This is a genomic window from Lysinibacillus sphaericus (assembly GCF_015844675.1).
In the GTDB taxonomy this organism is placed as follows: Bacteria; Bacillota; Bacilli; order Bacillales_A; family Planococcaceae; genus Lysinibacillus; species Lysinibacillus sphaericus_E.
On the sequence record NZ_LDGC01000002.1, the window covers coordinates 278,078 to 304,830 of the forward strand.

General features: G+C 38.9%; 22 protein-coding genes. 18 read left to right on the top strand and 4 right to left on the bottom strand.

The annotated features are described in order from the left end of the window. Nucleotides 1–31: 31 nt before the first annotated feature. From ftsE to ABE34_RS01235, 8 genes are all read left to right on the top strand, one after another. On the top strand, nt 32–718 hold the full coding sequence (gene ftsE, locus ABE34_RS01200; protein WP_197139824.1) for a cell division ATP-binding protein FtsE: 687 nt from the start codon (nt 32–34) through the stop codon (nt 716–718). Then, nucleotides 708–1,592, top strand: a complete 885-nt coding sequence (gene ftsX, locus ABE34_RS01205) for a permease-like cell division protein FtsX (RefSeq protein ID WP_197139826.1) — start codon at nt 708–710, stop codon at nt 1,590–1,592. The genes ftsE and ftsX overlap by 11 nt, the downstream gene beginning before the upstream one ends. A gap of 57 nt (nt 1,593–1,649) precedes the next feature. Then, a complete protein-coding gene (locus ABE34_RS01210) occupies nt 1,650–2,996 on the top strand; it encodes a peptidoglycan DD-metalloendopeptidase family protein (RefSeq protein WP_197139828.1) in 1,347 nt (448 codons plus the stop codon). Nucleotides 2,997–3,284: 288 nt separating this feature from the next. Beyond that, entirely contained in the window at nt 3,285–3,926 is a 642-nt protein-coding gene (locus ABE34_RS01215) for a hypothetical protein (RefSeq protein WP_197139830.1), read from the top strand. After that, nucleotides 3,923–4,510 (top strand): peroxiredoxin family protein, encoded by a 588-nt coding sequence (locus ABE34_RS01220; RefSeq protein WP_197139832.1) that lies wholly within the window; start codon nt 3,923–3,925, stop codon nt 4,508–4,510. Before ABE34_RS01215 ends, ABE34_RS01220 begins: the two co-directional genes overlap by 4 nt. Before the next feature lie 560 nt (nt 4,511–5,070). Continuing rightward, a complete protein-coding gene (locus tag ABE34_RS01225) occupies nt 5,071–6,516 on the top strand; it encodes a S41 family peptidase (RefSeq protein WP_197139834.1) in 1,446 nt (481 codons plus the stop codon). A 203-nt stretch (nt 6,517–6,719) separates the two neighbouring features. After that, complete coding sequence (locus ABE34_RS01230) at nt 6,720–7,901, top strand: PDZ domain-containing protein (protein ID WP_197139836.1); 1,182 nt, start codon at nt 6,720–6,722, stop codon at nt 7,899–7,901. Next, nucleotides 7,901–8,137: a DUF2198 family protein gene (locus ABE34_RS01235; protein ID WP_197139953.1), complete on the top strand. Its 237-nt coding sequence runs from the start codon at nt 7,901–7,903 to the stop codon at nt 8,135–8,137. Before ABE34_RS01230 ends, ABE34_RS01235 begins: the two co-directional genes overlap by 1 nt. Before the next feature lie 122 nt (nt 8,138–8,259). On the opposite strand, the gene ABE34_RS01240 is transcribed toward ABE34_RS01235, so the two are convergent. After that, nucleotides 8,260–8,586 (bottom strand): AzlD domain-containing protein, encoded by a 327-nt coding sequence (locus ABE34_RS01240; protein WP_197139838.1) that lies wholly within the window; start codon nt 8,584–8,586, stop codon nt 8,260–8,262. Then, complete coding sequence (locus ABE34_RS01245) at nt 8,583–9,314, bottom strand: AzlC family ABC transporter permease (protein ID WP_197139839.1); 732 nt, start codon at nt 9,312–9,314, stop codon at nt 8,583–8,585. The genes ABE34_RS01240 and ABE34_RS01245 overlap by 4 nt, the downstream gene beginning before the upstream one ends. A gap of 125 nt (nt 9,315–9,439) precedes the next feature. Here ABE34_RS01245 and ABE34_RS01250 point away from each other — a divergent pair, with 125 nt between their 5' ends. From ABE34_RS01250 to ABE34_RS01290, 9 genes are all read left to right on the top strand, one after another. Further along, on the top strand, nt 9,440–9,991 hold the full coding sequence (locus ABE34_RS01250; protein WP_197139840.1) for a helix-turn-helix domain-containing protein: 552 nt from the start codon (nt 9,440–9,442) through the stop codon (nt 9,989–9,991). Between the two features lie 11 nt (nt 9,992–10,002). Continuing rightward, entirely contained in the window at nt 10,003–10,626 is a 624-nt protein-coding gene (locus ABE34_RS01255) for a TVP38/TMEM64 family protein (protein WP_197139841.1), read from the top strand. Nucleotides 10,627–11,016: 390 nt separating this feature from the next. Next, nucleotides 11,017–11,175, top strand: a complete 159-nt coding sequence (locus ABE34_RS01260; protein WP_197139842.1) for a hypothetical protein — start codon at nt 11,017–11,019, stop codon at nt 11,173–11,175. A gap of 403 nt (nt 11,176–11,578) precedes the next feature. Further along, nucleotides 11,579–15,088, top strand: coding sequence for a helicase-exonuclease AddAB subunit AddB (gene addB, locus ABE34_RS01265; RefSeq protein WP_197139843.1), 3,510 nt, complete (start codon nt 11,579–11,581; stop codon nt 15,086–15,088). A 1-nt stretch (nt 15,089) separates the two neighbouring features. Further along, entirely contained in the window at nt 15,090–18,806 is a 3,717-nt protein-coding gene (gene addA, locus ABE34_RS01270; RefSeq protein ID WP_197139844.1) for a helicase-exonuclease AddAB subunit AddA, read from the top strand. Nucleotides 18,807–18,906: 100 nt separating this feature from the next. Next, nucleotides 18,907–20,073: a DUF418 domain-containing protein gene (locus tag ABE34_RS01275; protein ID WP_346655493.1), complete on the top strand. Its 1,167-nt coding sequence runs from the start codon at nt 18,907–18,909 to the stop codon at nt 20,071–20,073. 505 nt (nt 20,074–20,578) lie between these two features. After that, entirely contained in the window at nt 20,579–21,481 is a 903-nt protein-coding gene (locus tag ABE34_RS01280) for a fumarylacetoacetate hydrolase family protein (protein WP_197139845.1), read from the top strand. A 135-nt stretch (nt 21,482–21,616) separates the two neighbouring features. After that, nucleotides 21,617–21,982, top strand: a complete 366-nt coding sequence (locus tag ABE34_RS01285) for a YisL family protein (protein WP_197139846.1) — start codon at nt 21,617–21,619, stop codon at nt 21,980–21,982. Nucleotides 21,983–22,303: 321 nt separating this feature from the next. After that, nucleotides 22,304–23,773 (top strand): alpha-amylase family glycosyl hydrolase, encoded by a 1,470-nt coding sequence (locus ABE34_RS01290; RefSeq protein ID WP_346655494.1) that lies wholly within the window; start codon nt 22,304–22,306, stop codon nt 23,771–23,773. Nucleotides 23,774–23,832: 59 nt separating this feature from the next. Here ABE34_RS01290 and ABE34_RS01295 read toward each other — a convergent pair whose 3' ends face one another. Beyond that, nucleotides 23,833–24,690 (bottom strand): DegV family protein, encoded by an 858-nt coding sequence (locus tag ABE34_RS01295; RefSeq protein ID WP_197139955.1) that lies wholly within the window; start codon nt 24,688–24,690, stop codon nt 23,833–23,835. Nucleotides 24,691–25,044: 354 nt separating this feature from the next. Further along, a complete protein-coding gene (locus ABE34_RS01300; RefSeq protein WP_197139849.1) occupies nt 25,045–25,854 on the bottom strand; it encodes a Cof-type HAD-IIB family hydrolase in 810 nt (269 codons plus the stop codon). Between the two features lie 121 nt (nt 25,855–25,975). Here ABE34_RS01300 and ABE34_RS01305 point away from each other — a divergent pair, with 121 nt between their 5' ends. After that, nucleotides 25,976–26,740 (top strand): prolyl oligopeptidase family serine peptidase, encoded by a 765-nt coding sequence (locus ABE34_RS01305; protein ID WP_197139851.1) that lies wholly within the window; start codon nt 25,976–25,978, stop codon nt 26,738–26,740. The last annotated feature ends 13 nt before the right edge of the window (nt 26,741–26,753 follow it).

Genomic DNA, 26,753 nt, shown 5'->3' on the forward strand with positions numbered 1-26,753 from the left:
TTACATGGTAAGAGATTTAGGTGGTTTAAATATGATAGAAATGAAAAATGTGACAAAGAAGTACCCAAATGGTGTTGTTGCGACAAATGGGATTTCCATTAACATAAAGCAAGGTGAATTTGTCTACGTTGTAGGTCCAAGTGGAGCGGGGAAATCTACATTCATTAAATTAATGTATCGCGAGGAAAAAGCTACTTCGGGAGAAATCACTGTTAATGGTATAGATTTAGCTTCCTTGAAAAATAAAAAAGTACCTTTTTTACGCCGTCAAATCGGAGTGGTTTTCCAAGATTTTAAACTTTTACCTCGTTTGAATGTTTATGAAAACGTAGCGTTTGCTCTAGAGGTAATCGAGGAGGAACCAGTGGAAATTCGCCGTCGAGTGATGGAGGTTTTAGAGCTTGTAGGACTGAAGCAAAAGGCAAGAATGTTCCCTAATGAACTGTCAGGTGGCGAACAACAGCGTGTTTCGATTGCACGATCGATTGTGAATGTGCCGAAGGTCGTTATTGCGGATGAACCTACTGGGAATCTTGACCCTGAAACATCTTGGGAGATTATGAATTTATTTGAAGAAATTAATGCGAGAGGTACAACTATAGTAATGGCAACACATAACCGTGAAATCGTAAATACGATTCGTCGTCGAGTAATTGCAATAGAAGGCGGAATGATTGTCCGTGATGAGCACGGAGGTGACTACGGTTATGAAATTTAATACAGTAAAACGTCACTTCAGAGAAAGTATAAAGTCTCTTGGCCGTAATAGCTGGATGACTATTGCTTCCGTAAGTGCAGTTACAGTTACATTAATATTAGTAGGTGTCTTTGCGCTTATTATGATGAATTTAAATAAAGTAGCATCTGATTTAGAAAACGATGTTGAAATTAAAGTGTTAATTGATGAAACAGCAGGTAAAGCTGATGAAAAAGCGCTCATGGAAAAAATTAAGAAATTGCCAGATATCGCTGAGATGACTTATTCGACAAGAGAAAATGAATTATCTAAATTAGTAAAAGATTTTGGGGACGATTTTAAACTATTTGAGCAAAGTAACCCATTACGTAATGTTATTTATGTGAAGGCTTCAGATCCTCAGCAAACAGCTAAAGTTGCTAAAACAATTGGTAAATTTAATTATACATATGACGTTATGTATGGTGAAGGCAAAGTAGAAAAGCTGTTTAACTTCTTAAATATTAGCCGTAACGTTGGGATTGTGCTTATTTTAGGATTATTATTTACAGCAATTTTCTTAATTTCTAATACGATTCGAATTACTATTATTGCGCGTCGAGATGAAATAGAGATTATGAAACTTGTAGGAGCAACGAATTCATTCGTGCGTATCCCATTTTTATTAGAAGGAATGTGGCTCGGAATTTTAGGTTCTATTATTCCGATTGCGGTCATCGCAACTCTTTACCACAATGTATATAAAATTATTGCGCCTCGATTAAAAGGCGAGCTTGTTCAAGTACTTGATTTCTCACCGCTTGTGTACCAAGTAAGCGGTCTACTATTACTGATCGGTGTGCTAATCGGTATTTGGGGAAGTTTCATGTCAGTACGTAAGTTTTTAAAAATTTAGTTTTGTGAAGCAGGACAAGCATCAACCAAAATTAATAGTCGAAAAGGAGTTCAACCGGTGAAAAGTATGGCGAAAAACTTAATGAAATTACTTGCTGCAGCATCTGCACTATGTCTTTTTATCCAAACTCCATCAGCTTATGCAAATAGTTTATCGGATTTAAAAGATGAAAAAAGACAAATTGAATCAAAGAAAGATGGCTTAAATTCATCCATCAAAAATAAATCAAATGCTATTAATGTAAATGAAGACAAGCAGCAAAAAATATTAGATCAAATTCAAACATTAAATGCTGAAATTGATAAAACGAATAGTAATATTAAAAATGTATTAGAAGAAATTCAATCTACAAATAAAGAAATAAAGTCTTTAAAAGATGATATTGCTGAGCTGCTACGCAAAATTGAAGAACGTGATTTATTGTTAGAGGATCGTGCTCGTGCGATTCAGGCGGGTGGTTCCGTTAGCTATATAGATGTACTACTTAGTTCTAATAGCTTCGTAGATTTTATCGATCGATTCTCTGCTGTTAATGCTTTACTAGAAGCGGATCGTCAAATTATCCAAGATCAAAAAGAGGATAAGCAAAAGCTAGAGGAACAAAAGCAAGTTTTAGAAAGCAAACGCCAAAAACTTGAAGATAAAAAAGCTGAGCTTGATCGTTTAAAAGCATCATTAAACGGACAAAAAACTGAGAAAAACAAATTAATTGATCAATTAGAAAAAGAACAAGCAAAGCTGAAGACTGAAAAAGTATTGCTTGAAAAAGAGTATTCTGAGGCTCTTGAGATTAGTGCGGATTTACAACAAAAAATCATTAATGAGCAAAATCGATTAGCAGAAATTGCTCGTCAACAAGAAGAGAAACGTAAAGCAGCAGCTGCTGCAGCCGCAGCCGCTGCAAAAGCATCTAATTCAAGTAATTCAAGCAGTTCAAGCAGTTCAAGTAATAATAATGGTGGAGGGTCTTCAACAGTCGAAGCGCCACCATCGAATGGTACATGGATTAAGCCAACAAATGGTCGTTTAACATCACCTTATGGCTGGCGTAATATTGGCGCAGGCCCAGAATTCCACTATGGAGTCGATCTTGCAAATAGCACAGGTACTCCAATTTGGGCAGCTGCTGACGGTGTTGTTTCTTACGCTGCACCACTTAGCTCGTATGGTAATGTTGTTATCATTACGCATTCTATCAATGGCGAAATCCATACGACAGTATATGCACACTTAAATTCTTTCAATGTTAGTGTTGGTTCAGAAGTATCCCAAGGTCAGCAAATAGGAACAATGGGTATGACTGGACGTGTAACAGGACCTCACTTACACTTTGAAGTGCACATCGGCGCTTGGCGAGGACAAGCAGTCGGAAGTGTGAATCCATTAAAATATATTCCAGTATAAACATATTGAAAGCTATACATTAGAGTTCTTCTAATGTATAGCTTTTTTGTTTGCTATTCACATTTGTTAAGACCTAGTGTTATGTGGAAGCCTTTTTCCTAGTGTGGTACCATTTTATGTAATATATTTATAGTGTAAATACCTCGGTGGGTATTTCAATAAAATTGCTCAGCAAAAGGCTATTTTTTGCATGTTTCAGGGAGATTTTTTGAACACACTGTGAAATAACAGTTCATATAAAGAATATATGCTATGCTGAAGCTATCTTTTTTGTGGGGGATTTATTAGGTGAATAATACAGAATGGTTCTCTATCCGGACATTAACATTACCAGCAACTGCGGTCGCTCTACTTGTGGCATTTTTCCTAGTGTGGCTCGTTATACGGGTACAATATCAGAAGAAATGGGCGGGGGTATATGGAGACGCAGTTTTTACCTTTATTCTCGTTTGGAAATTTAGCGTAATCGTCACTGATTTTAAAGTTGTTATTGCTCAACCGTTTGCGCTCCTTTATTTCAATGGTGGAACAATCGGTGTCTTTTTAGGAGTTATGGCAGTATCACTACAGCTTTGGTGGAATCGAAAAAAAATCCACTTTGACGAAACTGGAATTGCTGCTTGTAGCTGGGCAATTATTTTAACGCAAACGAGCTATCAATGCCTTGTAGTGTTACTAAATGATAATCCAACCAATAGCGAAGTGAGTACTTTACTTGTGCTAAGCATACTAACAGTCCTCATATTATGGAAAATAACCGCCATCGATCGTGCATTATTTTTATATACGCTTGGTCTTATCATTGTGGCCTTCTTTCAGCCGCTTGGTTTATGGCAACCGGCTGTAGGAGTGAGCGTCATATTATTTATAGTAGGTATAGGGGTTCAGCGTCTTGCTAGCGTAACTAAATCATTTGGAGGTAAGGAATGAAAAAAAATATTGGCCTACTTATCGTCGTGTTATTAGTAGTCGCGATGATTGGTACATATGTTAAACAGCAGATTGATAAAGATCGTGAAATTGAAACAGCTTCTCTAGGGAAAGAAATGGACGAACGAAAGATCGGTTTAAAGAATGGAGATACACCACCTGATTTTACTTTAACAAGTTTGGATGGCGAAGACGTAACATTGAGTGAGCTTCGTGGAAAAAAAGTCGTGTTAAACTTTTGGGCAACCTGGTGTCCACCATGTAAGGCAGAAATGCCACATATGCAAAATTATTACGAACAAAATGCTAAAAAAGATAATGTAGAAATAATAGCTGTCAATTTAACACAGGCTGAACGAGACGTTACAGAGGACGAAAAAATAGATTCTGTCATGACATTTAGAGAAAGTTTCGATTTAACATTTCCTATTTTACTCGATCCGAAAAACTCAGCCGGCTTAGACTACCAAGTAATAACGATTCCCACAACCTATTTTATTGATTCAAATGGATATATTCAACGTGCTATTAGAGGGCCGATGAATGCGGAAATGTTAAAAAGCTATGTAGATGCAATGGACTAAGCAAAAAATAAATTTCAAAGAATCTGCTCGTTTGCCAGAAAAAACGAAGCAGATTCTTTTTATGGGAGTATTTCCTTGTTTAATAAATACATGTGCTTCGTGAGTGGATACCCGCGGAAGGAAAGGGAATACCCGCGGAAGGAAGGTGAATACCCGCGAAAGAGGAGAGAATACCCGCGGAAGGAAGGTGAATACCCGCGAAAGAGGAGAGAATACCCGCGGAAGGAAGGTGAATACCCGCGAATGGAGCAGATACCCGCGGAAGGAAGGTAAATACCCGCGAAAGACCGCGGAAGGGAAGTAAATACCCGCGAACAGCAAAACAACACCCGCGCTAGAAAATGAAAATCCCCACGATCCGTAATAGAACACGCCCACTAGGAAATGTAAAACTCCACGATCCGAAATAGAATACCCACGCTACGAAATAGAAAGCCTGCGATACACAATAGAATACTAGCGAAACAAAAATCATAGGATTCAACAAAGTATTTTGAAGCTTAATCTTGTATGTTTGAAAAATAAAATTCATACAGTAGAAGAGACGGAGGAGGGAAGGTTTGCGCAAAATAATGGCGGGTGTTGGCGTACTTGCTAGTAGTCTATTGTTAGGGAGTGGCATTTATTTTGACTGGTTTAATTTAGGGGATAAGAAGGAACCGGTCGTTGCAGAGGTTGATTCGATTAATGAAGCGATGAATTTAATTGAAAAAAAATCTGTATACAGTACGAAAAAAGATGCGTTGGTGGAAGGGGCACTTCGTGGTATGGCAGATGCTATTAAGGACCCTTATAGCACCTATTATTCGAAGGAAGAGGCAGAACAGCACCGACAAATGTTAGCTGAGGAAAGAGTGGGCATTGGAATTGAGCTAGCTGAAAATAACGGGAAATTTATTGTTGTGTCCCCAGTCCGTTCGTCCCCAGCAGAAAAAGCAGGGATGCGCTCTCTCGATGAAATTGTACAAGTTGATGGCACTCGAGTGGAAGGTAAAAAGATGAGTGAATTAATGCATTTAATTCAAGGGGAGAAAGGGACGAAAGTTACGATTGTCGTCTATCGTCCGAGTGAAGATAAACATATTAAAATGACGATGGAACGTGCAGCAATTTCCAATAAAACAGTGGAGAGCGAAGTAGTAAACGTAGAAAATACGCCGATAGGTTATGTGGAAATTTCGATTTTTGGTGAGAAAACGGCCAATGAATGGGTTGCTGAAACGAGTAAATTGCTACGAAAAGATATTAAGGGATTAGTGATTGATGTGCGGGATAATCCAGGTGGTTATTTACATAGCGTCGCAGCGCTACTAAGTACAGTGTTGGAGAATGGCAAAGTGTTTGCCTATATGCAAAATGCTGAAGGTGCTATGGAACCATTAAAAACGGAATCAAAAAGCTTTGACGAGAATTATTTACAGTCAATGTATAAAATACCGATTGTTGTTTTACAAAATGCGGGCAGTGCATCTGCTAGTGAAGTTCTTAGTGGCGCTTTAAAAGGATGGGGACGTGCTTCCCTTGTTGGTGTTAAGAGTTTTGGAAAGGGAACAGTACAGGAGTCTTGGTCGTTGAAAAATGGTGGAGAGCTTAAATTGTCGACAAATAAATGGCTGACACCAAAGCGTGAATGGATCCATAAGCAAGGTATTGAGGCTAATTTAGTGATTGAACAAAATGAATTATTCGCTTTCCAAATGCACCCACTATCAGGGAAGTTTAAAGAGGGCGACATGAGTGAGGAAATTGCTTATACGCAAAATGCTTTAAAAATGCTAGGGTATAAAATTGCTCGTTTAGACGGTTACTTGGATGAATCAACGGAGGAGGCTGTTAAGCTTTATCGAGACGATAAAAAGTTGAAAAAAGCGGAAGGGGATTTTAATATGGACACTACCTTCTTTAACAGCTTAAACGAAACGTTGAAAAAATATAAAGAGGATCGTCAAAATGATTTGCAGTTCCAAATGGCGACAAGCTTCTTATTGCATAATATTGAAGAATAAAAAATAGTAGATAGTTTGATTTGAGGATATAGACTGATAGTTGGTCTTATATCCTCATTTTTTATTATTATAAACGGGGACATCCACCAAAATGACGAAAATAATAAGAATAGAAGGCTTTCTACTAGATTGTACTACGCAAGAGTGTAGTCGTTTGATACAATAAATTCATAGTATTCTAGATAGAAACGGCGGGTGTTCGTATGGTTAGTGATATATTATTAGAAATTGTAACAGCGATTGGCCGCTTTTTAATCAACCCATTAATGTATATCGCAATTTTGTTTGCGATTTTATTAGGTTATAGGCGTGTAAAGCAGGAGCGTAAATTTTTTAATAGACGTATTATTTGGGGTTGGACAGAGCTAATGGGGCAATGGAAATATGGTTGGTTATCTGCCCTCCTTATTTCGCTTGTGAGTGTTGGTTTAGGTTTAACGGTGCCAAAAGCTTTTATTATGATTTTAATCGCTATTTCTGCCTTGGCACTATTATTGTACTTCGTTAATGCCCTTTCACCTATTTATACGATGGGGATTGCGACGTTAGCGATATGGTTGATGTATTACTTCAATTGGACATTTTCTTGGTGGAACATCTCTTTAGAAGGTGTAAATTTAGTAGAGGGCTCCATTGTAACGATTACGATTTTAGCAGGCCTATGTGTGATTGCGGAAGGTATGTTAATTCGTCGAACAGCAATGATGGTCACGACGCCGCAAGTTGAAAAGACGAAGCGAGGTATGCAGGCAATTGTCTATCGTTCAAGAAATGTATGGGTACTACCAATCTTCTTTGTCATACCTGGTGATGTTATTCCAGTAGATTTCCCATATTGGCCACAATTCACATTAGGAGAGAGTACCTTTGCACTTGTACTATTCCCATTCGTTATTGGCTTTTCAAAGCTTACTAGAAAAGAATTGCCGGCTTTGCAATTGCCTAAAATTGGCCGATCGGTGCTAATGCTAGGACAGTTAATTTTAATAGGTGGACTTGCAGCTGCCTTGGAGCCATTTATCGGCTTTATAACGCTAGCAATTGGTGTAGTGATTCGTATCATTATTTCAATCTACTACGCGCAGCAAGATAAAACGGATATTTACGCGGTTGCCCCAAGTTCAAAGGGGGCTATTATTGCGGCTGTCTTACCTGATTCACCAGCTGAAAAAATGGGCTTACAGGCAGGGGAATGTATTCGTAAAGTAAACGGTGAGGCCATTTTTACTGAAAATGATTTATACGAGGCTTTGCAATTAAATGCTGCACATTGTCGTCTAGAAGTAGTAGATCGTAACAATGAAATACGCTTAACACAGCATGTTATATATAGCAATGATCATTATCGTATTGGATTATTACTAGCTGAGCCGAGGGATATATGATGGATGTTTTCGGGAAAATGATGTTAGCGTTATTTTTACCAGCATTACTCGTATTATTGTTTACTCGAATTACGTATAATAGGTATGTTGCGTTAATATTGGCCATTGCACTTATGGCGGCATCTGTCTATGCAGGTTATACTTCACCGTCTATTATATTCGTCATCGATGCATTTTCGTTAACAGTAGGCTTTTGGCTAGCAAGTAAAATGAAGAAAAACAAAGGTACGCTTTAACTACTTTCAGCGGTTGTCCATACACCTGTACTTACGCTGTAGGTACAAAAGAACACCTGCTGAAATTTACTATAAAAGGTCAGTCCAAAGTGATAGCTTTCTCACTTTTAAGACTGACCTTTTTACATGAAAAATCTTACGGCTGCCATAATGATAACCCCTGATACAACTGTAATGGATAAACTTTTGGTAACAAGTGCAATCATAAGCGTTGGCACAAATGTAATAAATACAGGCCAATTAAGTGTAACAATTTTTCCATTTTCGGTATCCAATAAGTTTTCGATGACAAGGGCACTCAAAATACAGACTGGGATAAAGCTTAGCCATTTTAATACAACCTCTGGTAGCTTCACACTTCGGACGAACATAAAAGGAATAATACGTGGTAGCCAGGTTACAAGTGCACAGCCAATGATGAGCCATACCATAGTAGCAGTTGTCGTCATTTATCTGTCACCACCCCTATAGTTGCTACAATCATTGTTGAAAGAAGAACAGCCACATGCGAAGGCACAATATAAGAAAGACCATACATAATAATAAACATATAGCCGATTAACATAAGATAATGCATGATTTTACTTTTGCCTACACTGCTAAGCTGCAAAACAAGGAGTGCCACGAACATGGCGATCAATGCGAAATCTAAGCCCCATTTTTCTGGGTTTGCTACCCATTGTCCCAAGTAGGCGCCAGTTACACAAGAAAAAATCCAAAATGAGTAGGCCGTTATATTCAGCCCATCCATCCATTTACCATATAGCTTACCGGTCTGCATTTGCTTCGTAACAGCTACACCAAATGTTTCGTCCGTTAATAATGTGCCGAAACCAACGTTTCTTAGCATGGAATAGCGTGTGAAATGGGGTGCTAATGTTAAACTCATTAGTAAATGGCGCAAGTTTACAACGAAAATGGTTACAATAATAGCAGAGGCAGGGCTATTTGTTAAAAGAAGTGCACAAAAGATAAATTGTGCAGAGCCTGCATAAATGAGTATAGATAATAGTGCAATTTCGAGTACAGATAACCCAGAAGCGGAACCTACAACACCGAAAGCGAGTCCTATGCTAATATAACCGAGTAAAGTGGGGATGCAATCTTTCACGCCTTGTAAAAAGCTATCATCTGGCGTGTTAACAGTTTCATTCTGGAAATCAGTTGTACTTGTCATAAAATAGATCATCCTTTCTTAAAAGTTTCCATGTATACTAATAGCGGAATAGTTTGATAGTTCTTGATGTTTATTAGAGTATACATATGTCTGATAAAATAAACAATAGAAATTGGTGAATTAAAATGGAACAAATGAGTCGGAATTTAGCCTTTCAATTAAAAAAAATTCGACAACAGCGTCATTTAAGTTTAGACGATGTTGCCAAGACTACAGGTGTAAGTAAAGCGCAACTTGCACAAATTGAAAAGGGAGAGGCAAATCCTACAGTATCAACGATTTGGAAAATTGCTGCGGGATTGCGCATTTCTTTTTCTTCGTTACTACAAGCGCCGACAGCACACTTCTTGAAATATAGTAGTAAGGATGCGCCACATGTAGATGAAGATGATGGTCGATATCGTGTGTATTCCATTATTCCTTATAATCCAGAGCGTGGATGGGAGCTTTATAAGATTGAAATGGAGCCCGGAGCCATTAGCAGGAGTGAGGCTCATACAGAAGGGGTAGAGGAAACTGTAACTGTTATCCAAGGACAAGCCGTTATTTCTGCTGGAGAGATGCATGAATTGTTGGAAGAAGGGGATACACTAGTATTCTCAGGACATCAGCCCCATGAGTATAAAAATACTTCGGAAAAGCTAACGATTTTACATTTAATTTTGCAATATAAATAGAGGTGTCGATTTTGAGTGAATGGTTTACTGTAGAAAATATTGAGCAGATTGCGGCACAATACCGAACGCTCGGTCCGATCATTGGTTTATTATTACCTTTTATAGAAGCGTTTTTACCGTTTTTACCTTTAGTCGTGTTCGTTGTTGCTAATGCCAGTGCATTCGGTTTATGGCTTGGTTTTTTATTATCCTGGCTAGGATCTGTAGCGGGGTCATATGCATTATTTTTGCTTGTCCGAAAGTTTGGCAAGCATCCGAAGTTTCGTTTTATCACAGGTAGTAAAAAAGTACAGCAGCTAATAAAATGGGTAGATATGAATGGCATTAGTCCCTTGTTTGTCTTACTTTGTTTTCCTTTTACACCATCAGTCATTGTAAACATAGTAGCGGGGCTATCTCATATTCATAAAAAGTTTTATTTTGTCGTGTTATTGGCTGGGAAGTTCGTTATGATTTTAGCAATGAGCGTGCTCGGTTATGATTTAAAAGCGCTCCTAACAAGCCCTGTAAGACTAATTATCGCGGCAGTTGCGATTGTTCTCCTTTGGTGGATCGGCAAGTTTATAGAGAAGCGATTAAACGCACGTGTAGAGAAAGATTTAAAACAAGCGCGAAAATTGACGAAAAATCATTAACGTTGAAAGTTGAATATGCACATCTTGCCCCTTTTATCATGTAAAATGAGAGAAGGGGTTTTTATCTTTTGCAGCAAATGTTTTCTGTGCGAAAGCGAAGCGACAGCAAAAAATGTTTTCTGTGCGAAAGCTAATGCTTCGATTAAGCCAAGGCGAAATTGATTTTTCAAAATAGTAGGCAATGCGCGAAAAACATTGAGTAGCGCTTAGATAAAATATTTTAAAATGCATAGGTAGAGTGGCAAAGTGATATAGAGTAGCAAAGTGATCGGATCAAAGCGAAAAGTGATCAGGTAGAGTGGCGAAGTGATCGGGTCAAAGCGAAAAGTGATCAGGTAGAGTGGCAAAGTGATCGGGACAAAGTAAAAAGTGATCAGGTAGAGTGGCAAAGTGATCGGGTCAAAGCAAAAAAGTGATCAGGTAGAGTGGCAAAGTGATCGGGTCAAAGCAAAAAGTGATCAGCTAGAGTGGCAAAGTGATCGGGTCAAAGCAAAAAGTGATCAGGTAGAAAGTGATCGGGTCAAAGCAAAAAGTGATCAGGTAGAGTAGCAAAGTGATCGGGTCAAAGCAAAAAGTGATCAGGTAGAGTGGCAAAGTGATCGGGTCAAAGCAAAAAGTGATCAGGTAGAGTAGCAAAGTGATCGGGTCAAAGCAAAAAGTGATCAGGTAGAGTAGCAAAGTGATCGGGTCAAAGCAAAAAGTGATCAGGTAGAGTGGCAAAGTGAGGGTCAAAACGAAAAGTGATCAGGTAGAGTGGCAAAGTGATCGGGTCAAAGTAAAAAGTGATCAGGTAGAGTAGCGAAGTGATCGGGTTAGTGCGAAAACTGATCAGGTAGAACAGCAAAACACTTGGGTCAATGCGAAAACCACTCAAGTTGAATAGAAGAGCCCAGATGTTCCACAACAACTACTACTTATTATAAATAGATCATTAACAGGAGGGGGAAAGTATATGACATTGCGTATCGTTTCAGGACGTTCAGGAACAGGTAAATCAACATTTATTCATCAAGAGATTGTTGAACAACTAAAATCGGATCCGTTAGGTCATCCGATTTTTGTAATTGTCCCCGACCAAATGTCGTACTCGACGGAGTATGAGCTAACGAATAAGCATGGCTTGCAAGGCTTAATTCGTGCGCAAGTTATGACATTTAAACGATTGGCGTGGCTAGTGTTACAGGAAACGGGTGGTATCGCTCGAAAAGAAGTAAATGGCTATGGTTATCGAATGCTGATTCGTAAACTTTTAGAGGAACAAAAAAGTGAGTTTTCGTTATTTCGACAAGCGGCTGGGAAACGAGGCTTTACGGAAGAAATTGAAACGCTATTACGAGAGTTTAGTCGTTATAGTGTAAATAGTTCGGTGTTAGCTGAAGTATCAGCATCTTTGAAGGCCATAGATGCGCCTAATACATTGCAAGCGAAGGCGAATGATTTGCAAGTCGTTTTACAAGCTTTGGAGGAACGATTGGGCACGACGTATGTCGATAGTGAGGGGTATTATCCGATTTTGACGGAGCATCTGAAATACTCTGAGACGATGAAGCAGGCGTCTATTTATATAGATGGTTTTACAGCATTTACAGTAAGGGAACTAGAGCTTGTAAAAGAGTTATTAAAGGTGACGAAGCAGGTAACGGTAGTTCTTCCTTTTGACCATATTGAAGAAGTGTATGATGAGCAATCTTTATTTCATGAAGCCGCTTCTACGAACCAACGTTTACACGATATTGCCTATGAAGAAGGCGTTGAGGTAGAAGCCCCATTGCACTTCTATCATACGCATCGTTTTCAATCTGATGATTTACAGCATATGGAAAAACGGTTTGCTGATTTAGTGCCTCAAACGAAAGATACTTCAGGTGATGTAATGGTACTTGAAGCATCTAATCGACGTGCGGAGATCCATGCCATTGCCCGGGAAATAACAAAGCTGACAAGGGAGACGGGATATCGTTATCAAGATATCGTACTTCTTTATAGACAAGCGGAAGTTTATGATCCGCTTATTACAACTATTTTTCAGCAATATGAAATTCCTATTTTTACAAATTCAAAAAAGACGATGCTGCATCATCCTTTAATTGAGCTTAGTCGTTCGGCTTTAGAGGTTATTACTTCTGATTGGAAATATGAACCAGTTTTTCGGAGTGTGAAAACAGATCTATTTTTCCCGTTACATGCGGAGTTAAATGTTTGGCGAGAGCGGGCGGATCGTTTAGAAAACTACTGTTTAGCACAGGGTATTTTTGGTGAGCGCTGGTTTGAGGAAGCTCGCTGGTTTTTCAAAAAGTATCGTGGACTTGAATTCCATTCACGCGTACAGACGGACGAAGAACGTGCTATGCAAGCAGAAATTGAGGCCGTTCGCGATGAAGTTCGTCAGCCGCTCCAATTATTACAGGACAAGCTGAAAGTAGCGACAACAGGTAGAGATGTTGCGACAGCTTTATTTGAGCTGATTGAGAATTTGAATGTTTATGAAAAGCTTCAAGCAATGAAAGATCGTGAACTTGATCGAGGTGATGCATTAGCTGCAAGTGAGCATGATCAAGCTTGGAAAGAATGGATTGCAGTGCTCGATCAGTTTGTTTATATGTTTGGTGAGCAGGAGATGACCGTGGAGGAAGCTGCTAAAATTTTAGATGAGGGCTTTGACACTTTAGAATTTTCGCGTATCCCGCCTACATTAGATGAGGTCATGGTAGCAACCGTTGACTTAGCTCGTTTATCGAATATAAAAGTCGCTTTTGTCTTAGGGATGAATGATGGGGTCTATCCAACTCGTATGGAGTACGAGGGGTTGCTGTCAGATACTGAGCGTGAGTGGTTTAGTCAAATTGGTTATGAGCTTGCGCCAACGTCTAAAAATCGTTTACTACAGGAAAATTTCTTGTTATATCGTGCTTTAACGACACCATCCGATAAATTATATATGTCTTATTCAACGGCAGATGAAGAGGGTAAGGCTCTATTGTCTTCACTCTATATTAAGAAAATTATCGGCAATGATAAAACGGCTGGTCTTTTGAGTGGTGTCAAGATCGAACGAGTGGTCATTGATCCAATTGAATTACTGGATGAAAATGCTTTACCGTATATACGTCATCCTCGGACAGCTTTAGCACATTTAATGGTGCAAAAACGCCAAGCTGAACATAGCCGCGAGCTTGCGCCAGAGTGGGTAGCATTACAAAAATTTTATAAACAGGACCCTTATTGGGCACTTGTTTATGATCGAGTTTTACATCCTATCACTCATAAAAATGAGGCAGAGCCATTAGAAAACTACATTACGCAAGAATTATATGGTCAAAAGCTAACTTCTAGTGTGTCTCGTGTTGAGAAATACTTCCGTTGCCCATTTTCGCATTTTACAACGTATGGGCTTCGACTAGAAGAGCGGGCAGAGTACAGACTAGAAACATTCGCAATGGGCGATTTATTCCATGAGGCATTGAAATGGATTACTGAGGAGACACACCGTCTGCAACTATCATGGATACGTTTAACAAAGCAGCAAATTAAACAATTAGCACGACAAGCCGTTGAGCAAATTGTGCCGGTGTTTTCACATCAAATTTTACTGTCAAGCGCGCGTTATCGCTACATTCAACGTAAGCTTATTCGGATTGTCGAGCGAACAATGACAGCACTTACGCAGCATGCAAATGTATCTCATTTTAAGCCAATCGCCATTGAGGCATCATTTGGACCGGGCCAAAATGAACAGCTTCCACCGCTTGAAATTGATTTAACAGGTGGTAAGAAAATGTTAATGCGAGGTCGTATAGATAGGGTGGATAGTGCGTCTATTGATGACCGCTCTTATTTACGGATCGTCGATTATAAATCATCAGCTCGTGATTTAGATTTGAATGAGGTTTACTACGGATTGTCACTACAGGTACTAACGTATTTAGATGTAGCGATGGAAAATTCCTCTTACTGGCTATCAGGTGAAGCGGAACCAGCTGGGGTTCTTTATGTACATGTCCACAATCCGATGCTAAAGCTTGATAAGGATTTAAGCGACAGCGAAATTGAGGAAGACCGTTTAAAACAGTACAAAATGAAAGGTCTTTTGTCAGAAAAAGCGGAGGCCATTTTATCGATGGACGAGCAATTAGAGGAATCGAGTGGGCATTCAAAAATTATTCCTGTCTATATGAAAAAAGATGGGACACCATCGGAATCTCAGTCACGGATTGTACCTGTTAATGATATGAAAAATCTACAGCATTTTGTACGGCGCAAGCATCAAGAGGCTGGTAATGGAATTTTAGCAGGGGATACTTCCATTAGTCCGTATAAACTGAAATCCAAAACAGCCTGTGACTACTGTCAATTTACAGCTGTTTGTCAATTTGACCCATCTGATGGCAAGCAAAGCTACCGTCAGTTACAGCAAGCAAAACCGAATGATATCGTTGAGATAATTCGGAAGGAGATGAAGTAAGTTGGTACAAAAAATACCTGAAAAGCCAGCGGAAGTGACATGGACTGACGACCAGTGGAAGGCAATCTATGCAAGCGGCCAGGATACACTTGTATCGGCTGCGGCAGGCTCTGGTAAAACGGCAGTTCTCATTAATCGAATGATTGAAAAGGTAGTAGCGACAGAGGATCCCATCAATGTCGACGAGTTACTTGTCGTAACATTTACAAATGCATCCGCTGCTGAGATGCGTCACCGTATGGCGGAGGCACTTGAAAAGGCTATTGCAGAAAATCCAACTTCTAACCATTTGCGACGCCAGCTAAGCCTTGTGAATAAAGCGCAAATTTCAACGCTGCATTCTTTCTGCTTAGCTATTGTGAAGCAGTACGCCTATATGCTAGATATTGATCCAGGCTTTCGTATAGCAAATGAGGCAGAGGTTGCTTTGTTAAGGGACGATATATTAGCCGAAGTATTAGAAGATGCTTACGATTCTGAGGATGAAGCACAGGTTCAAGCAATCTATCGTCTTGTTGATAGCTTTACATCGGATCGTGATGATCAGGCAATAGAAACATTAATAAGCAAGCTTTATGATACATCCCGTGTTCATGCAGAGCCTCAAAAATGGCTTCGTAGTCTACCAGAGACATACGACTTAGCAGCGGACGTAACAATTGATGATCTAGAACTATCAAAATATGTGAAATTAACAGTCAAGCATAGTCTTGAAGAGGCATTTGTGTTAATTTCTGAAATGCGTGCCATTACGCTACAGCCTGCTGGACCTGGACCATATGCTGAAACTGCAGAAATGGATTTTGCTATGATTCAGGAAGGCATTCGCATTAGTCGTGAAGGAACGTGGCAAGAACTCTTTGATTATTTTGCTACGGTAAAATGGTCAACTTTAAAGCGTGTATCAAAGGATGCTTTAGTAGATGTGGAGCTACAGGAACTTGCTAAGAAAAAGCGTGAGGCAGCTAAAAAAATCGTAAACAAGCTTAAAGAGACTTTTTTCGTTCGGACTCCTGCACGCTTGCTGGAAGAGATTCGATTAATGGGGCCGACGATCGGAACATTAGTCGAATTGACGAATGTTTTTAGTGAACAGTTCCGCATCGCAAAATTAGAACGAGGAATTATTGATTTCTCAGATTTAGAGCATTTCGCCTTGCAAATTCTAACTGTAGAAGTCGAAGGTGAATTACAGCCTTCACCTGTTGCTCTAGATTTAAAGCAACATTTTAAAGAAGTGCTTGTGGACGAATATCAAGATACAAATATGTTACAAGAAACTATATTACAGCTTGTGAAAACAGGTAGTGAGCAAGATGGAAATCTATTTATGGTTGGGGACGTCAAACAAAGCATTTACCGTTTCCGATTAGCAGAACCGAAGCTTTTTATGCGAAAGTATAGCGAGTTTCTAGAGACCCCAGATTTGACGGGGATGCGTATAGATTTAAACGCTAACTTCCGTAGTCGACAAGAAGTGCTGAACGCTACAAACTATGTATTTGCACAAATTATGGGTGAGCGAGTTGGAGAAATTCTTTATGATGAAAATGCTTCACTAAAGCCAGCAGCCCCCTATGATGACAAAGAAGTTCCGGTAGAGCTAGTCATTATGCATCCTCCCGGGGAAGAGGAGTTGGACGAAGAAGCAGAAGATACTGTAAGCGACGCTTCTGAATTAGAGGAATTAAAAAAATCTCAGTATGAGGCACGTTTTATTATTGAGCGTATTCGTCAGATGATGGAGGAAGGGACAACCGTATTCGATACAAAAACGAAGACAGAACGTCCGTTAAAATATAGTGATATTGTAATTTTAATGCGTTCAATGACATGGTCAACGGATTTAGTAGAGGAATTTAAGCTTGCAGGAATCCCGCTCTATGCGGAGTCCTCGAAAGGATATTTTGATGCGCTTGAAGTGATGATTATGCTGAATGTACTAAAGGTTGTTGATAATCCATATCAGGATATTCCTTTAGCTTCAGTGCTACGCGCTCCATTTGTTGGTTTAACAGAAAATGAGCTAGCAAAAATTCGACTAGCTGATACGAAAGCGCCATTTTATGATGCATTAAGGCAATTCATTCGAAGTGAGGGGCATGGTGTGCAATCTGACACTTTTGTGAAGCTTCAACGATTTATGCTAGCATTTGAAAACTGGCGAGATTTAGCGCGACGTGGTTCACTGTCAGATTTAATTTGGAAAATCTATTTAGATACGCATTATTATGAGATGGTTGGAGCGATGCCGAATGGGAAGCAGCGTCAGGCCAATTTACGCATTTTACACGACCGTGCTTTAATGTATGAGAAAACAGCCTTTCGAGGACTATTTCGCTTTTTACGTTTTATTGATCGTATGCGTACACGTGGCGATGATTTAGGAACGGCGAAATCGATTGGAGAAAAGGATGACGTCGTTCGCCTTGTGACTATTCACTCTTCCAAAGGATTAGAGTACCCAGTTGTCTTTGTGGGAGGGATGGGGAGACCTTTTAATAAAATGGATTTCCATAACCCTTATTTATTCGATCAAGATTTTGGTCTTGCAGTGAAGGCAATTGATCCAGAAAATCGTATTACGTATACATCTCTACCGTTTTTAGCTTTGAAGGAGAAAAAAGAGCTGGAAATGCGTGCTGAGGAAATGCGTGTATTATACGTAGCGATGACACGTGCAAAGGAGCGACTTATTTTAGTAGGCTCGGTAAAAAATTGGGATAAAACCCGCGACAATTGGCTGGATGCACAAAGCTTACCGCTAGATGCCCCTCTACAGGAGTATTTACGCGCTAGAGCAAATAGTTACTTTGATTGGCTTGGGCCTGCAGTAGCAAGACATGCAGATTTCTCAGCCATTGCTACTTCCCCCTATAAGGCAGCAGAGGATGTATCGCATTGGTGGGTACGAGCTATTGAAACAAGTCATTATGCGTATGATATACAACCGTTAGAGGGCGAGGTACAGCAATTGCTAGAAACGCCAGAGGATGAAGCTTTGCAGTCGGAAATAACGATGCGCTTTCGAGCACAGTATGCGTTTCAGAAATCAACACAAAAACGTTCAAAAACATCTGTCAGTGAAATTAAGCGTTTAGAAAATCTTCAGCGACAGGAAGAGCCTGAATATTATTTTTCAGCACCTTCTAAACAAAAAACGACGACCGTTGCACCCCGTCCAACCTTTTTACAGGACAAGCAGCTGACAGGTGCAGAAATAGGGACAGCGGTTCATACAGTTATGCAACATGTCCCTCAAAACGGCTTTACGGACGTACAGGAGGTTCAGGAGTTTGTCGCTAATTTAGTGAATAGACAGCTTCTGACCGAGGTTGAGGGGAAAGTGGTTCCGTCGAAAAAAATATATAATTTCTTTACAACAGACATTGGACAACGCTTTAAAAAAGCAAAAACACTTCGCAGAGAATTGCCATTTACGATTAGTAGAGTAGATGAAGATGGCGACGCTCAAATTGTACAAGGAATTATCGATTGCTTATTTGAGGATGAAAACGGTGAATGGATCTTGCTTGATTATAAGACAGATCGTATCCAATCACATTTTGCTGAGGAACCAGCATTAACGAAAGAACTTTTAGAACGATATGGTGTCCAGCTTAGAGTGTATAGTGAGGCGATTGAATCAATTCTTCAAATTAAAGTGAGTGATAAGGTTCTCTATTTATTTGATATTGAACGGGTTTTACATGCATAAGTGAAAGCGGTGAAAACAGGGCTATCTGAGGCAGTTTCATATAAGGGAATGCGTTTTAGAGAGTCCTGTTTTCACCATATACATAGAGGAGGCTTTTTTTGTGGAGTTAAAACCGACAATGTTGCAGGAGCGCATCGCAACATTAGATATTTTACGTGGTATTAGCTTACTAGGCATTTTACTCGTGAATATGTTTGCCTTTTATTTACCAATGCCCTATATTGATTTGGCATCATGGTTTACAACACCGTCAGATATAGTGTGGCAGCAAAATTTAGATATTTATGTACAAAGTAGCTTTTATCCACTGTTCGCCATGTTATTTGGCTACGGACTCGCTATGCAATGGCAGAAAGCACAAAGTCGTGAACAAAATTTTTATGCGATAGGACTTCGAAGACTTTCTGTATTATTTGTATTTGGTTTGCTACATGCTGTGCTCATTTGGTGGGGCGACATTTTGATGATGTATGCATTTTGCGGCGTTTTTTTAGTCCTATTACTACGTCTACAGCCAATTTGGTTATTGTCAATTGGCATTATGATAAGCGGCGTCATGCAAGCTTTTATGTTATTTGTTGTAGGATATATTAATTTTAATACAAAGATTGATGAGTATTTAGATATTACTTCAGTAGAGCAGGCGATAACTGCTTATGGAACAGGGAGTTGGGTTGATGCATTTATGCAACGTCTAACTGATTTATCTGTTCAGGCAGGAGTCGGCATGTGGTTTGTGGCATTATTTACAATTCTACCATTTATGTTAATTGGTGCCGCGGCCTCTAAATGGCGTTTAGTAGAACGAGCGAGAGAACTTAAATGGCTATGGCTGGCATTAGCAGTAGCTGGGTTAGCAATTGGTATTTTTATTAAAAGCTCACCGATCATGTTTACGCGTACGTATTTATTAGACTACTTAAAAGTATACATAGGTGGTCCAATTTTAGCAGTAGGCTATACGGGGCTCATTGTTTCACTTTGTTTACTCCCAGTTGTACCAAAATTGCTTAGTCCTTTTGCGAAAATAGGGCGCATGTCGTTTACGATGTACATACTTCAATCGGTCATTGGAACATGTCTATTTTATCAATTTGGATTTGGCTTGTATGGAAAAGTAAACGTCGCAACAGGCGTGCTAATTGCGGTCAGCATTATTATTGTACAAATGATTGTGGCAGAAATTTGGCTAGCAAAATGGCAACAAGGTCCGTTAGAGGCTTTATGGCGCAAGTTAACGTATAAGGCGAAAACTAAAGCAGGATAATTGATGAGGGCTTGACTCTCGTGCAAAAAAACGCACAATCTGCGGTCAAAATTAGCGTGCATTTTCAATGTGAGGGCAACATAAAGTTAATGAATACGTCTTGTATAATAAGAATAATTAATTGCGATTTACTCATTATAAAATGTTTGGGATAGCATTTGTTAAAACGTATGTTAGTTGATTGTAGTGGAGGATGGGCGACTCCTTGGGGATCAGCGATATAGAGGAACGAAGGCTAAGAGCATCACGTCCTGTGATAACGCCTTCGTGACCAACATCCTGTTGCCCCAAGCGGCTCATCGGACGCCCCCCAGGAAGCTTTGCTCTGTGCGAAAGCGTAGTGCTAACGAAGCGGCAGCAACAAAGCGCCCAACCGGAACGGAAATCAACCACGTTATGGTGATGAGCCCACAACTTAATAGGAATAAAAATAGTTATCGCAAAAGTAAGGCAATTTCTATAATTTTGTTGTATTATGTAAAAAAAAGAAGGAGCTCTGAAAATCATGAAAATTTTATCATTTAAATTAGGTGGACATGTAAGCTTTGGACCAAAAGTAAAAAAAGAAGAAGCAGTATGGGATGTACTCGCTATTCAAAATGAACTTCAAGTTCTCCCTTCTTTTTCAAGTTCAATTGTAGATGGCATTGCTCTAGGCTTTGATTTTGTTGAACAGATTCGTAAATTAGTAGAGGCCGCTGAAAAATCAGACCGTGCTAATAGTTTCAAACGCGAATTTACAGTGATTGAGTGGTTATCACCGATTCCACGCACACCAAAAAACATTATGTGTATTGGGAAAAACTATGATGAACATGCTAAAGAAATGGGTGCAGAAGCAGCTCCAACAGACTTAATGGTATTTACAAAATCTCCGACTGCTATTGCTGCTGATGGCCAAACAATTTCTATACATGCCGATCTTTCATCTAAAATGGATTATGAAGGCGAATTAGCGGTTGTCATTGGTAAACGCGGTAAAAATATTCCGAAAAATTTAGCATACGATTATGTATTTGGCTATACGATTGCCAATGATCTAACAGCTCGTGATTTACAAGAAAAACATAAGCAATTCTTCTTAGGAAAAAGCTTGGATGGAACTTGTCCACTTGGACCTTACCTTGTAACAAAAGACGAAATTCCGAATCCACAAGATTTAACAGTCGTTACAAAAGTGAACGACGAAGTACGTCAAAACGGCTCAACAAAAGATATGATGTTCACTGTAGAAACATTAGTATCGATTTTATCTCAGCATGTAACATTAGAGCCAGGCGATGTTATTTTAACAGGTACTCCAGCGGGTGTTGGCAAAGGCATGAATCCGCCACAATTCTTAAAAACTGGTGATACTGTAAAAGTGTCTATCCAAGGCATCGGTACTTTAGTGAATCATTTTGAATAATTTTTCAAATCCGCGTGAGTTTACCTCCGCGGATTTTTAAGTATATTCTATGGACACTATTGTAATGTTTGAAACCCTTTCCATCACATGGTAGGATAGAGTTTGATAGAAAAAAGAATATGAGGTGGGACAATAATGAGTTTCTTAACTAGCCAAACACATTTGCATATTACTACTTGGGTAGTTGCAATCGTAATCTTTTTAATTGCGGCATTAATGGGCAAGCAGTCAAAAGGCTTACATATGGCATTACGTTTATTCTACATTTTAATTATCATTACTGGTGGGGCACTATTCTTCAAATACCAAGCTGGAGACCCGATGCTATATGGTCTGAAATTTGTATTCGGTATTTTAGTCATTGGTATGATGGAAATGGTATTAGTACGTCAGAAGAAAAATAAACCAACTGGTCTGTTTTGGATTTTATTTGCGGTATTCTTCTTTATCACAATGTTCTTAGGATTTAAGCTACCATTAAACTTTAATTTCTTAGCATAATTTTGTAAAAGTCGTGAAGTTCTCGCTTCACGGCTTTTTATTTTTTGAAGAAGATGAAATCGCTCAGAGAACTGATCAGAAAACTGATCGGGTATGCCGAAGAAGTGCTCGGGTAAGTCAGAAAACTGATCGGGTATGCCGAAGTTCAGAAAATTGCTCAGGTCCCACGATCAAGTCGATAAATTGTATTTGAAGGAGAAGTTGACACCTTTTTGCCGTAATTCATTTTGTCATTTTCGGAAAATATTTTGAAATGATAGCGAGGGGACTATTTTATTTGGTAAAATGACGGAGGATTGGTTTGAAAGAGAGGGAATAAAAGTGAAATTCAAAAAGTGGATAAGTGCGACAGCTGCATCGCTTTTACTAGCAACTTCATTAGTGAGTGCTACACCAGTTGCACATGCTGATGAAGCGTCGACAAGAACGATTGCAGAAGAAAGCATCTATGATTTACTCGTTGACCGTTTCTTTAATGGTTCGGGCACTAACGATTTTGATACAAATACGCAAGACGCTACTAAATTTGCAGGAGGCGATTTTGCAGGTTTACAGGATAAACTAAAATTTATCGGAGAGATGGGCTTTACAATCGCTTCTATTGGCCCAATTTTTGCCACTGAGAAATATGATGGATCGATGCCCACGAGCTACTCTTCAATTGAGCGTCATTTTGGGACAGCTGAGGAGTTTCAAAGTGTCATTGAGGCCTATAAAGCTAAAAACGTATCGATCATGGTTGATTTTCCATTAAACAATGTAAGTCCGAATCATGAGTGGGCAAAAGATCCAGCGAAAAAGGACTGGATTGCTTCAACAAATAATGGACAAGTACAGTGGGACTTAACAAACAAAGACGTACAAGACGCACTTGTTAAATCAGCAACAGACTTTGTCTCTACATACGATGTTGGTGGTGTGCGTTTAACAAATATTGCTGGTGCTGATACAGAATTTATCAATGCTGTGATCAAAGCATTAAAGGATGCGAAAGAATCACTCTATGTCATTTCAAATGAAGAAAGTGATGCAAACTTTGATGCAAGCTTTTCTAAAGCTTCAGCTGATATTTACCGTAATATCTTTAAAAATGTTGATATGGATTCTACTAAGTTGATGGAGCCTTTTACAGGTAAGAAACCAACTCAGATTATGATTGATTCGTTAGATACGCATCGATTTACATTTGATTCTGCAACAGAAAATATGTTCCCACCAACGCGTTTGAAAATGGCGATGGGTGCTTTATTTATGATGCCAGGAATTCCAGTTGTACAATATGGTTCAGAAATTGCAATGAACGGTGAAAAAAAGCCAGATACGCACCAAATATATAACTTTAAAACTGATACAGAATTAATCGATTATATTAAAAATGTCCAATCTTTACGTAATAAATCTGAGACATTACGCAATGGTGATTTTGAAGTTCTCACAAATGAAAATGGCCTACTTGTATTTACACGTACGTCCGATAAAGAGAAATGGGTCATCATGGTTAATAATACTAGTGAAACACAACGCGTTGATTTAACACCTGCACAGCTTGGTGAAGGTAAAATGCTAAACGGTATTATACATGAAGAAAAAGTTCGTATTAATGAAAAAGACGTTTATCCAGTTATTTTAAATCGCGAAATGGTAGAGATTTATCAAGTTCGAAATGATGAAGGATTAAATGTACCTTATATGGTAGCACTAGGATTAGTATGGTTAATATTCATAGGATTTGTAGTTGTTATTATTAGACGAGGTAAAGTACGACGTAAGGAGCAAGATGTTCTAGACTAATCCTAGTAGGATAAAATGATAAATCCCCTCTACACTTTTCAGTGCGGAGGGGATTTTTGTTAAGCTTGATAGCTTTTATTTGTAAAGAAGATGGCAATTGTACCTGGTCCTACGTGGGAGCCGATAGCTGAACCAATCATTGTTACTTGAATAGCTTTTGGTGAAAATCTTTCCTGGATAGAAGCCTTTACTTCGTTGGCAAATTCCACATCATCACTATGGCTAATACCAACAACTTTTTCAGAGAAATTTTCACCACGCGCCTGCATTAAATCTAACATGCGAGCGATGGCTTTTTTACGTCCTCGCGATTTTTCAATCGGTACAAGTTTACCATCCTCTACATTTAAGATGGGTTTAATGCTTAGGAGCCCCCCAAGAAATGCGCTTGCCTTAGATACACGACCACCTTTAGCAAGGTAATCTAAATCTTCTACCGTAAATAAGTGCTCCATCTGTGGGGTAAGAGCTGTAATTTTTGCTTCGATTTCTTCCAGTGAAGCACCTGAATTTCGAAGGCGAACGGCTTCTTCAACTACTAGGCCGAAACCTAATGAAGCACATTTAGAATCGATAATAGCTAATTTAAGAGATGGATATTGCTCTTGTACTTGATTGCGAATCATGATAGCGGTATTATAGGTGCCTGATAATTCCGATGAAAAGGCAATATAGATTCCTTCTTCTTCATTTTTTGCTAGATTTTCGAAATGATTGAGAAATAGCTCTGGTGATACTTGGGATGTTTTTGGGCGAGCACCTTGACGAATAGCGTCGTAAATTTCTTTGGAATCAATCGAAATGACATCATCATATTCATTATTGTTCAATTGCACTCGTAGTGGAAGAAGTTCAATATTGTTTTCTTCGTAGTAAGACTTTGGTAGATCACAGCCACTATCAGTAAAAATTTTCATCATTTGTCCCCCTAATTTAATATACTTTTAACTCTATATGAGAAGTTTACAAATACCTATACTACATAACAGGTGAACACGTGTCGAGTTTTCAATTTCCACTCTATATTTCTCGAAACTACTTCCTAATAAAATTTTATATAGATATATTATCATATCGAGTTTCAGTATAATTGCAACTCAGTGTATTGTTAACTCGAAAGTTAAAGTGAAAAATGGGCTCATCACCATAACGTGTGGTTGATTTCCGTCCGACTGGGCGGACTTCGCGCAACTTTCATAGACGCTTACATGTTAATGAATGACATCCACAACTTATGGTGATGATCCAAAAAATAGGGTGTTTTTATTTAACTAGGATAGTTTCAAACGTTCGATAAGCATTTTAGCGATGCCATCGTCATTATTGGTTGTCGTAATTTCGTTGGCAATGTTTTTTAAAGCAGGGATGCCATTGCCCATTGCTACACCGATACCGGCATATTCAATCATTTCTAAATCATTGTCCTCGTCACCGAATGCAATAATACGCTCGCGTGGGATACCTAAATCCTGTGCTACATGAGCGATTCCTACTGCTTTATTTAAGCCACGGCGAACAATTTCAATAATGTGAAGTGGGGCACCCCAACGACGATGTTCAATGACTTCTGCATGAACAGCCTGTAAATGGTCACGAATAATCATTGTATTCACTTCATTCGCTTGAATCAGTAAACTAGTAGGGTTATCAAGTAAATGGGTATAGAGATTCCCATGAGTAATTTTAGGATTTCCCATATTAAATATATTTAAAATCCGTGAGTTCTCTGTATGAACATAAATATCGTCCTTAACCTCCGCTATAATATTTTCGTATTCATAGCTATTGATGGAATTGACGACATCATGTACTACGCTTAAATCAATAGGAGTATGCATAGTCTGCCATGCAGCATTTTTAGGATGGTGAACGTAAGCACCATTAAAATTTACGATGGGCGTTGTAAGGCCAAGCTCGTGATAGTAAAGATCACTCGCACGATAAGGACGACCGGTAGCAATCATAACTTGATGGCCTTGCTCCTTTGCCTGCAATAATGTTTTTTTAGTTTTTGCTGAAATTTGTTGTTGGTCCGTTAATAACGTACCATCTAAGTCCAAAACGATTAAATGCGGTTTCATAGCTTTTTGCCCCTTTCTTATAATTTGAATAGTATCGTTTTGTAAACCATTCGTCAAAATTTTGTCACAGTGAAAAAAGTTTGCTAACATAAAGATGAGACAAATGTTGGGAGTGACAAAGATGATTGTTGAGAAAGAATTGTGGGGAAATATTCCTTTATTACATATACATACGGAAAATATGAATGAAGAAACCCCGGTAGTAATTTTTTTACATGGTTTCACGAGTGCAAAAGAACATAACTTACATTATGCATATCAATTAGTAGGCAGAGGGGTGCGTGTCCTATTGCCAGATGCGAAATTGCATGGCGACCGTAGTGAAGGCATGACTGAGATGCAATTGAGCTTACATTTTTGGGATATTGTTTTAAATTCTATTCATGAAGTGGAACAATTATATAATGAATTAAAGAATAAAAAATTATTACTGAATGATAAAATTGGCATTGCTGGTACATCAATGGGTGGTATTGTCACATCAGGCTGTTTAAAGCGCTATGATTGGATCAAGACAGCAGCAGTTTGTATGGGTGCACCAAGTTTCACTAAATTAGCGGAGTATCAATTACAGCAATTCGCAAAAAAAGGTGTGAATTTGCCAATGTCCGAAGAAGAAGTACAACAAACGAATGAGCTTCTAGCTAAATATGATGTGAGCCTAACACCAGACAAATTTGCGGAACGACCTGTCCTATTTTGGCATGGGGAGTTAGATAAAACTGTACCTTTCAAGGAAACATATGATTTTTATTTAACTTTACGTAAATATTATGAAACGAAACCAGAAAACTTGAAATTTTTAGCTAATAAGAAAGCTGGTCATGCTGTCTCACGTGATGGTATGTTAGCAGCAACTGAATGGCTTGCACAGCATTTGGCATAATAAGATGCATCTG